Here is an 11916-nt window from a genome sequence, read left to right as displayed (position 1 = left end):
CGATTCACAGGTCAGGCTAATTACGATGTTTTTGGTCCGTCGCGAATGATATCCTCCTGCCGAGGTGACATTGCATCAACGTATCATCACGTCTTCAGCTGCTCGATGGGCTCAAAGCGCACCAGCTCTTCGTAGGCGTGCCAGCTGGCATGCCCAAGCACGGGCAGAATCAACGCCAAGCCGATATAGAACGTCATGACACCCACCAGCACACAGCCGGTCAGGATGGCGGCCCACAGCAGCATCGGGCGGAAATTGCGTGCCACGCAGCGCACGCTGGCTTCGATGCCTTCCATGAAGGTCAGGTCTTGATCCATCAGCGTCGGAATGGCCACCACGCTGATCGCAAACGCGCCAAAGGCAAGCACTCCTCCTGCCACTGTGCCAACCGCCAACATTCCCAACCCCTCGGGCGTAGTGAGCAGCGCGGTATACAGCGTAGCGGGGCTCGGCACTTCAAAACCGAAGAATAGCGCGAATAGCAGCGTGGCCAAGCGAATCCAGGCGAGGAAGAAAATCATCATCATCACGCCCATCATGGCCAACTGACCCGCATGGGGCTTCCAACTGCCAAACGCATCGCCCAGGTTGGGGACACGTCCCTGCTCAAGGGCACGGCTGATACCGTAAGACCCAACGGCTACTAACGGCCCCACGAACATGAACCCGGCAATCATGGGCAGCAGCCAGTACCAGTAACCCAGCGTGAAGGCCCCAGCCGTAATGGCAATACTCAAGCCCACCCAGAACAGTCCGTACGCCAGACTGATGGCAGACGCGCGACGAAAATCCTCTACGCCAGCGGCCAGCCAGGCTCGTGGCCTGTCCATGCCCACCTTGTTGATAGTGATCTTGACGTTGGGCACACCTGCCACTGGCTGTGTTTTTGTTGTTGCATTCATGGCGTAACTCCCGTGATTTACCCCAGATGGCGTTGTCGCACCAAACACTCAGGCAAATGCTTACCCTGTGTGATGACACCATTAATTCCACGTTAATGGCTTAATCCTCTTTTAATGTAGTTGAGTTGTTTCCGGGCGAAGCGCTTTCATGGAGTCACGTACAAAAAATCCTCAATAGGGTCGATTACCAACGATTAATTCGATGCGTTAGCGCTGGGTAATATGCAAAAAAAACGCGCCAGGCAAGATGCCTGGCGCGTTGCTTGGGTGCTTTCGAAGTGAACGGTTAGCGCACGATCATGACCGACACTTTGGCATGATGCACGACGTGCTCGGCGTTGGGGCCCAGCACATAATCGACGAACTTGCGCTTGGTATGCGAGGCCATCACGATCAGGTCGGCATCGATTTTCTTGCCGACCTTGATGATGGCCTCCCAGGGCGAGCCATCGACGATCACGCTCTGGGTCTTGATCCCTTCTGGCACCTGCTCCTTGATGAACGTGTGCTGCGCCTCCTTGACGGCCGAGTGGGCTTTTTCCGAGAAATTTTTCGGAAAGTAGGCCCCCACCATGGGCATCTTGAACTCAGGCAGTACCGTCACGATATGCAGCGATGCTCCAAAGGTCTGGCACAATGTCACTGCCGTGGGCAGCGCCTTCTTCCATGACGCTTCTTCGTTCAGGTCCACCGGTAGCAGTATCTTCTGATACATGATCGTGGTCTCCTCAGGTGGTGGTGGCCATGGCCGCACGCTCTTTCTCGCGACGACGACGCTGCAACATGACGACAAAGGCAAAGAGGACGAACCCGGGAATCCACATCCACTCTTTTGCCCAACGGTCGACGGGCGCAAGCACTTCAAGGATTTCCTGATCGAAGTCAAAGCCCAGATCCTGTGCCAGGCCGCCGAACTGCACGAAATCGACCGTGGCCTGATCACCGTCTACCCACAGCTCCATGCCCAGACGCTCCATGCGTTCTTCAGCGGAGTCGCCACGCGGCACGGGCACCAGAATATACGTGGTCATGGGGTCGCCGAAGTTGTCTTCTCCCGCGATTTGCACGCGCAGGTTACTGCCATCCTCGACTTGCCCAAGCGCTTCTGCGAACTGTGCTGGCGGCACCGACTCGTACGGATCATGGATGCGGTCCATCCAATAACCGGGGCGGAACAGGGTAAAGGCAACCAGTAGCAGCAGCAGCGACTCGTACCAGCGGCTGCGAACCAGCATGTAGCCTTGGGTTCCCGCCGCGAAGATCAACATGGCAATGGTCGCGATGATGAACACCACGATCCCCTGCAGGAACGTCACGTCGATCAGCAGCAGGTCGGTATTGAAGATGAACAGGAACGGCAGCGCCGCCGTGCGCAGGCTGTAATAGAACGCCTGAAAACCCGTCCGCAGAGGATCGCCCCCCGACACCGCCGCCGCCGCAAACGACGCCAGGCCCACCGGGGGCGTCACGTCGGCCATGATACCGAAGTAGAACACGAACAGGTGCACGGCAATCAGCGGAACGATCAGGCCGTTCTGCTGGCCCAACAGGACGATGACGGGGGCCATCAGCGCCGATACCACAATGTAGTTGGCGGTGGTCGGCAGACCCATACCCAGAATCAGGCTGAGCAGCGCCGTCAGCAGCAGGATCATCATCAGATTCCCGCCCGACAGCACCTCGACCACGTCAGCCAGCACCAGGCCTACGCCAGTCTGGGATACCGCACCGACCACGATGCCGGCGGTGGCCGTGGCAATACCGATCCCGATCATGTTGCGGGCACCGGCCACCAGACCATCCCACAAATCAAGGAAACCTTCCTTGATGTCGGCGGCCATCTTGCTGCGACCACGGAACAGGGCCATGATCGGACGCTGGGTGAGCATGATGAAGATCATGAACACGGTTGCCCAGAAAGCAGACAGTCCCGGCGAGAGCCGTTCGACCATCAAGCACCAGACCAGCACCACGACCGGCAGGATGTAGTGCAGCCCGACCATGACCGTGGGACGCGTCTGAGGCAGCGTGACGACCTTGGAGTTGGGGTCGTCCATCTCCAGCTCAGGGTAGCCCGCCCCGATTTTCAGCAGGCCCACGTAGGCCACTGCCAGCAGCACCGCGACGACCCATGGGGTCGCATCACCCAACAGGGGTTTCAGCCACCCCAGGCCATAATAGACCGCAAACGAGAGAGCCATGATCAGAATCAGGCCGGTCAGGAAGCCCAGCACCTTGTTGATCAACGGGCGTGCCGGGTTGCTGGACGGCAGACCGGTCATGTTCGCCTTCAGTGCCTCGAGGTGAACGATATAGATCAACGCAATGTAGGAAATGATGGCCGGCAGGAACGCATGCTTGATGACTTCCACATAGGGAATGCCGACATACTCCACCATCAGGAAGGCGGCTGCCCCCATGACCGGCGGCATGATCTGGCCATTCACCGAAGAAGCGACTTCCACCGCGCCCGCTTTCTCCGAGCTGAAGCCAACGCGTTTCATCATGGGGATGGTAAAGGTACCGGTGGTGACCGTATTGGCAATCGAAGAGCCCGAAATCAGTCCCGTCATGCCCGAGGCCACCACCGCTGCCTTGGCCGGACCGCCCTTGAAGTGCCCCAGCAGCGAGAAGGCCACTTTGATGAAATAGTTACCGGCCCCGGCTTTATCCAGCAAGGCGCCAAACAGTACGAACAGGAAAACGAAACTGGTAGATACGCCGACCGCGATACCAAACACCCCTTGCGTACCCAACCACTGGTGGTTGATCAAACCGTTCAGGCTGACCCCACGGTGGGCAAGAATGCCTGGCATATAAGGCCCGAACAAGGAATAGGCGATAAACACCCCGGCCACGATCATCAGCGGTGGCCCTAACGCACGACGGGCGGCTTCCAGCAGCAGCACAATGCCGACGACACCGACCACCACGTCCTGGGTGATGGGCCTGCCCGGACGCTGAGCCAAATCGCCAAAGAACAGAAACAGATAGGCGCCGCAGAAGGCGGCAACCGCAGCCAATCCCCAATCCAGCAGCGGCACGCGATCACGCGGCGAGCGCTTGAACGCAGGATAGGCCATGAAGGCCAGAAACAGCGCAAATGCCAGGTGAATGGAGCGCGCTTCCGTAGAGTTGAAAACGCCGAACCCGAGCATGAAAGGAAGTGGCGATGCAATCCATAGCTGAAACAGCGACCAGGCAGCTGCAATACTTACCAGCAGCTTACCCGGCACGCCCAGGGGTTTCCTTGCCCCTGTATCGCTGGAAGCGACCATATCCTCCAGGTCGCTTCCAGCGGCTGCCGAAGGTTGTTTGTCATCACGCATACGCTTGCCCTGCCTAATGGTCAGCACTGTGAATCAGTACTTTCAACAAGAAGCGCGGACACCCAAGGTGCCCGCGCTTTATCACTCATCGCGAGGCTGCTCACCTTAGCCAGCAGCATCGCTTTTCAAGACTTATTCGATCCAGCCACGCTCACGGTAGTAACGTGCTGCGCCATCGTGCAGCGGCGCCGTCAGACCGTCGGAGATCATGTCTTCTTCGTTCAGGTTTTCGAACGCCGGGTGCAGACGCTTGAAGCGATCGAAGTTTTCGAATACTGCTTTCACCGTTTCGTAAACAATGTCTTCATCAACAGCGGTGGAAGAAACGAAGGTTGCCGCCACACCGAAAGTTTCGACATCTTCGTCGTTACCACGGTAAAGGCCACCCGGAATCACAGAACGCGTGTAGTAGGGGTACTCTTCGATCAAACCGTCGATCTCTTCGCCAGTCACAGAGACCAGACGCGCATCAATGGTGGTGGTCGCTTCTTGGATAGAGCCGTTCGGGTGGCCTACCACGTACACCATGGCATCGATGTTGTTGTCAGACAGTGCAGCCGCCTGCTCGGCAGCGTCCAGCTGCGAGGCCAGAGCGAAGGTGCTCTCGTCCCAGCCAAACGCATCCATCACCACGTCCATGGTATTGCGCTGGCCTGAACCGGGGTTACCGATGTTGACGCGCTTGCCGGGGAAGTCGGTGATGCTTTGAATGCCGGAGTCGGCACGGGCAACCACGGTCAGCGGCTCGCCATGCATGGTGAAGAGCGCACGCATATCTTCCCACGCGCCTTCTTCTTCGAAGTTGGCTTCACCGTTGTAAGCACGGTACTGAACGTCCGACTGGACAACGCCCATGTCCAGCTCGCCGCTCTTCATGCCGTTGACGTTGGCAACGGAGCCGCCGGTGGACGGTGCGTTACAACGAATGTTGTGCTCATCGCTGCCACGGTTGACCATACGGCACACCGACTGACCGACGACGTAGTAAACGCCCGTTTGGCCACCGGTACCGATGGTGATGTAGCGATCCTGAGCTACCGCCGGAGAAGCGAAGGAAGCCGCAGCAATGAACGCGCCCGAGAAGGCCGCAGTAGAAAATACATGGCGTTTCATGAATACACCTCTTTATCTTGATGTTGTGAGCGTTATGCGCCTTGCAACCACCTGCAGAACGGTTCCCTTCAGGTGCTACGGTTGCAAAACGTTGTCAAGACAGTCTGTTATCGACCTCGGCAATTACTGCCGACGGTGACTACTTTAGCGAAAAAAAAACCACTTGGCGAAGCTCGCCGCTATTTCATGCTTGCCGCTGCGGCTACAGGAGACGTTTTTTCCGCCCCTACGCACCCGCTAAGCATGCCGCGCAAGTAGACACCCCCTGGATGTCGAGGGCAACCCTGCAGCGAGTGCCTCCCTCGAAGGCTGGGCTGCTACGCGTTGCCACGAGACGCCACTGAGGAATAAGTTTAGCGGGGTTTGCGCATATGTAACGTTTAGTCACCGTTAAACATGCCTCTCCCAGCCATACCATTTTTGCATAAGGTATCCCAACCCGGCTGACCCGATTACCCATGCATCAAACGTTGTAGCCCAGCACCTGGGGTAGCCACAGGGCAATACTCGGGAAAATGGCAACCAGTGCCAGCGCGCAGCCCATGGCCAGCACGAACAGCATTGCCCAGCCTATCGTATGCTCCAGACGAATCTTGGCGACTTCGGTGGTCACCATGAGGTTGACCGCCACGGGCGGAGTGAACTGACCAATGGCGATATTCATGGCCAGCAGAATGCCGAACCATACCGGGTTCCACTCAAAATGCTGCATCACCGGAATCAGAATCGGCATCATGATCAGATAAATGGAGATCGCATCCAGCAGCATGCCCGCCACCAGGACGGCCAGCATCACCAGTATCAGCAGCAGGACGCCGTTATCCGTCAAACCGATGATCCACTCGGCCATGTGCCGGAACGTGCCCAGCATGGTGCCTGCCCAGGCGAAGATACCGGCCAGGGCAATGATCAGCATGACCACCCCCGAAATGATCGCGGCTTCGCCCAGCAGCTCCCATAAATCACGCAGCGTCAGCTCACGGGTCAGCAGCAGCCCCACCAGCGCCCCGTAGGCCACGGCCACGACGGCGGCCTCGGTAGGCGTGAACAAGCCTGAACGCAGGCCACCAAGTATCAAGATCGGCGCAAACAGTGCAGGCAAGGCGTCACGAAAGGTGCCGCGCACGGTCAGTTGCTCGGCTCCCTCCACCGGGGTGCCCTCCCAGCCGTAGCGCTTGGCGACCAGCATGGCGGGTACCAGCAGTGCCATCCCGGCCAGCACGCCTGGAAAAAGGCCAGCGGCAAAGAGTGCCCGCAGGTCCACTCCCGGCACGACGATGGAGTAAAGAATCAGCGCTACCGAGGGGGGGATCAGAATCGCGGTCGACGCAGAGGCCGCAATCAGCGTGGCAGAAAACGGCTTCGGGTAGCCCGCTTTGGTCATGCTGGGCAGCATGACCATGGCCACGGCGGCAGCATCGGCCGGGCCCGAGCCGCTCATGCCGCCCATGATCATGCACACCAGCACGGCCACCAGCGCCAGGCCGCCATGACGCGGGCCAATCAAGGCCTGAGCAAAGCGCACCAGACGCAGTGCGACCCCTGCCCGCTCAAAAATGAGCCCGGTCAATATGAACAGCGGAATGGCGATCAGCGGGTACTTGGCGATGCTGTTATAGGTGTTGGTGCCCAGGGTCGCCAGCATGTCGGGCGAGAGCCCCGCGACAATGCCCACAGAACCGGCCAGCGCCAGTGAGAAGGCCACCGGCACACCGGCGATCAGCAGGCCCGCGAACGCCAGAATCATCCAGATATCAGGCGTCATGAGGAAACTCCCCTTTCAAGCGCGCCCGGGTCTGTTGCACCAATCGCCAGCTCATGGCCAGCGTCAGTACTGGCAACCAGGCCAAGTACCACCATTGAGGCAACCCCAGCCCGGGAGAGAGCGATTGCCACTCTCGTTCCTGCCAGGCGAGCTTGCCAGCGTACCAGGTAATCAACGCAAGCACCGTCAAGCCACACAGCGCCTGAAACAGGATCAGGACACCCCGCCACTTTGGAGGCAAGGCGCGCTCCAGAAAGCCCAGGCGAATATGCCGGTCGTGGCGCAAGGCGACGGAGGCGCCCGCAAAAGTCAGCACCACCAGCAGAAACACCGAGAACTCTTCGGTAAACGAGAAAGAACCGCCGGTAATGTAACGCGTGATGACGTTCCCCAGGCTGATCAGCGAGATGATGATCAACGCCAGGGCGCCCAGCCAGCGTTCGGGCCGGGCATCAGGAAGGCCTTTCATGGCAACCTCACACAAATAGCCGCCGCTCGGGAGCGGCGGCAGCGGCTAGCGAAATATCAGCGTGCGTCGATTGCCGCTTGCGCAGCCTCTACCAAGGCTTCGCCGATGCGGGGCACCCACTTTTCATGGACGGACTGGGTCGCCTCCACGAACGCCTGGTACTGCTCGTCGGTCAGCTCGGTCACGGTGACCCCGCGTTCCTGGATGGCGGCCAGCCGCTCATGCTCCTGCTCTCGGGTCATGGCGATCTCCCACGCTCCGGCTTCCTGCGCGGTTTCACGCAGCATCGTCTGCTGCTCTTCGCTGAGCGTACGCCACACTTGCTGGTTCACCGCAAAAATCAGCGGGTCGTTCATGTAGTTCCACAGCGTCAAATGCGCCTGGCCCACCTGGTCGATGCGCGCCACGTCGAACACCGACAGCGGATTTTCCTGGCCATCGACCGCGCCGGTGGTCAACGCAGGCTGAGCGTCGGTCCAGCTCATTTGGGTCGGGTCTGCGCCCAGTGCCGAGAACGTGTCCTGGAACAGGGGCGAGCCCACCACGCGAATTTTCAGGCCGTCGAGATCATCCGGCTGGCTGATGGGGCCACGGGAATTGGACACCTGACGAAAGCCGTTTTCCCCCCAGGCCAACGGCATGACGCCACGCGACTCGATGGCCTCGAAGACCATGTCACCCGCTTCACCGCCAGTCACGGCGTCCACGGCGGCTTCGTCAGGAATCAGGAACGGCAAGGAGAACAGATTGAGCTCCGGCACTTGCGGCGACCAGTTGATGGTCGAACCGACGGCCGCATCGATCAGCCCAGAGCGCATGGCGGAAAACTCGCGGGTCTGGTCACCGGAGACCAGCTGGGAGTTGGGGTATACCCGCAGCGTCAGTTCACCGCCACTGCGCTCTTCCACCAGCTCTGCCCATTTTTCGGCGGCCTGCCCCCAAGGGAAGGCATCGGACAGCACGGTGGAGACAGAGAGTTCACGCGCCTGTGCAGAAAAAGCAGCGGAAAGGAGTGCAGCACCGGCCAAGCCAGCGGTCAAACGAGCCATGGAGCGTGTCAGCGTCATTGTTATCGATCCTTTTTTCATTTTTATGAGTCGTGAAGAACGCCGTGATCTGGCGGGCGCTCCGCGCCATACGGGAAAGCCCCGCCAGCGACACCCCATTGTAGGCGCTCACCGAGTGAAGGGAAGCGCTGGCCGCTGCTTTTGGCCATCGACTTTCGCCGCAGCGTCTTCACTCACTGCTGGCTGGTATGCGGGGTTACTCCGGGCGGCAGAAGCCGGCCAGCGCAGGCACGGAAACGCAGTCGCCTACCTGGATGCCACGCTCGGCAAAGTAGCCAGCGTTTACTTCCAGGGCGGCATGGTAGGCCACGCCTGCAGGATAGGAGGGGCACTCACGCGGGGTGCTGGACTCACAGGGCTGCATGGTATTGATCGCCACGATGCGGCCTTCGTCATCGATGTAAGCGATATCCAGCGGGATCAGCGTGCGATACATCCAGAACGCATTGCCTGCGGGCTGTTCGCTCTCGAAGCGGAACAGCATGCCGCGTGAGGTTGGCAAGTGTTCACGTCCCATCAGCCCACGCTGGCGCTGGGCGACCGTTTCAGCCACTTCCACTTCCAGACGATGCGGTCCGCCCTCGCTGTGAATCGCCAGCGGCAGGGTATCGACCATGGCCGACTCGGCGGCCATGGCGGTCACGAGCGACAGCGGCAGGCAGCTCGCCAGGGAGACCCCCAGGGTGGTTTTCAGCAGTTGGCGGCGGGACAGGGTCATGACAGATTCCTTCTTTCTATACAATGGCCTGCGGCGAGGTCATGAGGTGGATTCCCTCGGCCAGCAGCGAGACGGTCACAGGCTCCCCCAACGCCAGCTGGTTGCGTTTGGCCGCGTGGGTAGCGATATCGAAACGTAGCATATCCCCATGCGAAACGCGCAGCGAAACCGAGGTCATGCTGCCCAGCACCACCATTTCACTCACTGTGGCCGTCACCGGGTTTTCGCGCTCCCCCTGGGAGGGCCGCCCGCGTCGGTGCAAGACGATATCCGACGGCGGCAGATACCAGGTCACGGTCTCCCCCGCCGAGCAGTGTTCGAGGCCGCGAGCGACTTCCAGCCACCACTCGCCCCACTGCAGCCGTGGCCCGCTGGCCGTGTTGACCACCTGCCCCTGAAAGACATTGTGGCGGTCGAGCAAACGCGCCACCAGGGGCGTGTCAGGCTGGCGAAACAGCCGCTCCGGGCCGCCCTGCTGCAAGCTGGTGCCGTTGTGCAGCACACAGATCTGGTCGGCCAAGGCCGTCGCTTCTTCGAGGTCGTGGGTGACCAGCACGATGGGGATGGCAATTTGCTGACGCAACAGCGCAAGCTCCCGCTGCAAACGGCGCCGAGTGACCTGATCGACCGCAGAAAAAGGTTCGTCCAGCAGCAGCACGCGGGGCTCTCGTGCCAGTGCTCGCGCCAGGGCAACCCGCTGACGCTGCCCTCCCGAAAGCTGGCTGGGGTAGCGGTTCTCCAGCCCTTCCAGGCGCACCTGGGCCAGCCATTGTGCGGCGCGTGCGGGTCTTGCCACTGGGGGGAGGTGCCCCATGCCAATCTGGACGTTCTGCTGCGCGGTCAGGTGTGGGAACAGCGCATAGTCCTGAAAGACCATGCCCACTTTGCGCTGCTGGGGTGTCAGTGCCTGGCGCGGCCCCTGCCCGGCCGAAAGCCACCGCTCACCGGCGCAGCTGATGTGGCCCTGGGCAGGATGGTAGAGCCCGGCAATGGCGCGCAACAGCGTGGTCTTGCCGCTGCCCGATGGTCCCACCAGCGCCAGCAACTCCCCCGGCGCGCAGCGGAAGCTGGCGTTCAAGGGGATGGGCCCCGCCTGATGCACGGACACCGTCAAATCAGCCACGTGCCCACCTGCGCCTGCCCGCCAACCCGTAGACCAGCCCCAACGTAGCCAGCGAGATGGCCAGCAACAGCGCCGACATGGTGGCCGCGCCCTGCTCGTCGAAGGCCTGTACTCGGTCATAAATGGCAATGGAGAGCGTTCGGGTTTCGCCATCGATGGCGCCGCCCACCAACAGAATCACGCCAAACTCCCCCAGCGTATGGGCAAAGGTCAGCGCGGTCGCCGACAGGATGCCTGGCCACACCAGCGGCAGTTCGATACGCCACAGGGTCTGCCAGGGGCTTAGCCCGCTGCACCAGGCCGCTTCGCGCAAATGCACGGGCACATGCTCGAAGGCCCGCTGAATGGGCTGAATGGCAAACGGCAGGTTGGCAATCAAAGAGGCCAGCAGAATCCCGGTGAAGGTAAAGTTGAGGCCGCTGCCAGTGAGCGCCGCCCAGGCGCTGCCCAGCGGCGCATCGCGACCAAACTGCTGCAGCAGATAGAAGCCCAGCACCGTGGGCGGCAGCACCAGAGGCAGGGCAATCAGCGCTTCGCAGACGCCCTTGCCACGAAACCGAGCCGTGGCCAGCCACCGCCCGCACCAGATGCCCAGTGGCACCAGCAGCAGGCTCGTCAACGCCGCCAGCCGCAGCGAGACCCCCAGCGCCGTCCAGTCCATCACTCGGTACTGAAGCCGTAGGCGCGAAAGAGTGCCTGGGCCTCGGGCTGTTGCAGCCAGCCATAGAAGGCCTGGGCGGCTTCTCCGGCGTGAGGGGTCAGCACCATGCGCTGAGTCAGCGGCGTGTGCCACGCTTCGGGGATCAGCACGCTTTCGCTACGGGCCGCCAGCCCAGGCGCCAGCACCAGCGAATAGGCCACCAGCCCGCCCCTTGCGTCGTCGGACAGCGCAAACTGCATCGCCTGGGAAACGTTTTCCCCCTGTATGCGCAGCGGGCGAATGGCCTCCAAGAGCCCTGCCCTTTCCAGCACTTGCTGAGCGGCCACGCCATACGGTGCATGCTCGGGGCTGGCCATGGCTATCCGCAGGCGCTGGCCATTCTGCAACGCGGCCACGGCGTCTTCCACGCCGGCCAGGGGCGCCTGTTCATCGGGCGGAGGATAGCGGCCGGCAGGCTGTACCCAGGCCAGCCGCCCGCGTGCATAGATCACACCTTCATCCACGACGTGCCCTTCCCGGTAGAGCGCTTGCACGAAGCCCTCATCAGCGGAAAGAAACAGCTCGAAGGGCGCCCCCTGGGCGATCTGACGGCGGAAGTTACCGGAAGAGCCCAGGTTGAGGCGCAGCGTATGCCCGGTTTGCTGGGTAAACCGTTCAGAAGCCTCTTCCAAAAAGAAGTGTAGACTGGAGGCCGCCGCTACGATGGGTGCGCCTGCCATGGCAGGCGCACCCAGCAGCAGGCAACCAAGGCACAGCAGCCAACGCATGC

Annotated in this window: 11 protein-coding genes; all 11 read right to left on the bottom strand. The window is 61.0% G+C overall.

Annotation, left to right across the window (positions count from 1 at the left end):
- Window positions 1–86 precede the first annotated feature (86 nt).
- Window positions 87–902, bottom strand: coding sequence for a DUF2189 domain-containing protein (locus LG409_RS03730; protein ID WP_039175452.1), 816 nt, complete (start codon window positions 900–902; stop codon window positions 87–89).
- A gap of 286 nt (window positions 903–1188) precedes the next feature.
- Window positions 1189–1617, bottom strand: a complete 429-nt coding sequence (locus tag LG409_RS03725; RefSeq protein WP_096921422.1) for a universal stress protein — start codon at window positions 1615–1617, stop codon at window positions 1189–1191.
- Between the two features lie 13 nt (window positions 1618–1630).
- Window positions 1631–4231, bottom strand: coding sequence for a TRAP transporter permease (locus tag LG409_RS03720; RefSeq protein WP_096921423.1), 2601 nt, complete (start codon window positions 4229–4231; stop codon window positions 1631–1633).
- A gap of 132 nt (window positions 4232–4363) precedes the next feature.
- Window positions 4364–5344 carry a TAXI family TRAP transporter solute-binding subunit gene (locus LG409_RS03715; RefSeq protein WP_096921424.1) on the bottom strand — a complete coding sequence of 327 codons (981 nt, stop codon included), beginning with the start codon at window positions 5342–5344 and terminating at the stop codon, window positions 4364–4366.
- Between the two features lie 463 nt (window positions 5345–5807).
- Complete coding sequence (locus LG409_RS03710) at window positions 5808–7109, bottom strand: TRAP transporter large permease (protein WP_096921425.1); 1302 nt, start codon at window positions 7107–7109, stop codon at window positions 5808–5810.
- A complete protein-coding gene (locus LG409_RS03705; RefSeq protein WP_039175441.1) occupies window positions 7099–7578 on the bottom strand; it encodes a TRAP transporter small permease in 480 nt (159 codons plus the stop codon). The genes LG409_RS03710 and LG409_RS03705 overlap by 11 nt, the downstream gene beginning before the upstream one ends.
- A gap of 56 nt (window positions 7579–7634) precedes the next feature.
- Complete coding sequence (locus LG409_RS03700) at window positions 7635–8645, bottom strand: DctP family TRAP transporter solute-binding subunit (RefSeq protein ID WP_096921426.1); 1011 nt, start codon at window positions 8643–8645, stop codon at window positions 7635–7637.
- Between the two features lie 196 nt (window positions 8646–8841).
- The gene (locus tag LG409_RS03695) at window positions 8842–9363 is read right to left on the bottom strand and encodes a DUF192 domain-containing protein (RefSeq protein ID WP_016916220.1); all 522 of its coding nucleotides are present in this window, start codon (window positions 9361–9363) and stop codon (window positions 8842–8844) included.
- A gap of 16 nt (window positions 9364–9379) precedes the next feature.
- A complete protein-coding gene (locus LG409_RS03690) occupies window positions 9380–10486 on the bottom strand; it encodes an ABC transporter ATP-binding protein (protein ID WP_227407635.1) in 1107 nt (368 codons plus the stop codon).
- Complete coding sequence (modB, locus tag LG409_RS03685) at window positions 10479–11147, bottom strand: molybdate ABC transporter permease subunit (RefSeq protein WP_016916218.1); 669 nt, start codon at window positions 11145–11147, stop codon at window positions 10479–10481. The genes LG409_RS03690 and modB overlap by 8 nt, the downstream gene beginning before the upstream one ends.
- On the bottom strand, window positions 11147–11914 hold the full coding sequence (gene modA, locus LG409_RS03680; protein WP_227407634.1) for a molybdate ABC transporter substrate-binding protein: 768 nt from the start codon (window positions 11912–11914) through the stop codon (window positions 11147–11149). The genes modB and modA overlap by 1 nt, the downstream gene beginning before the upstream one ends.
- Window positions 11915–11916 lie beyond the last annotated feature (2 nt).

The sequence above is a fragment of the Halomonas sp. NyZ770 genome (assembly GCF_020616575.1).
Taxonomy (GTDB): domain Bacteria; phylum Pseudomonadota; class Gammaproteobacteria; order Pseudomonadales; family Halomonadaceae; genus Vreelandella; species Vreelandella hamiltonii.
The sequence above is the reverse complement of the archived record's forward strand: the minus strand, read 5'-3'. Positions and strand labels throughout refer to the sequence as shown.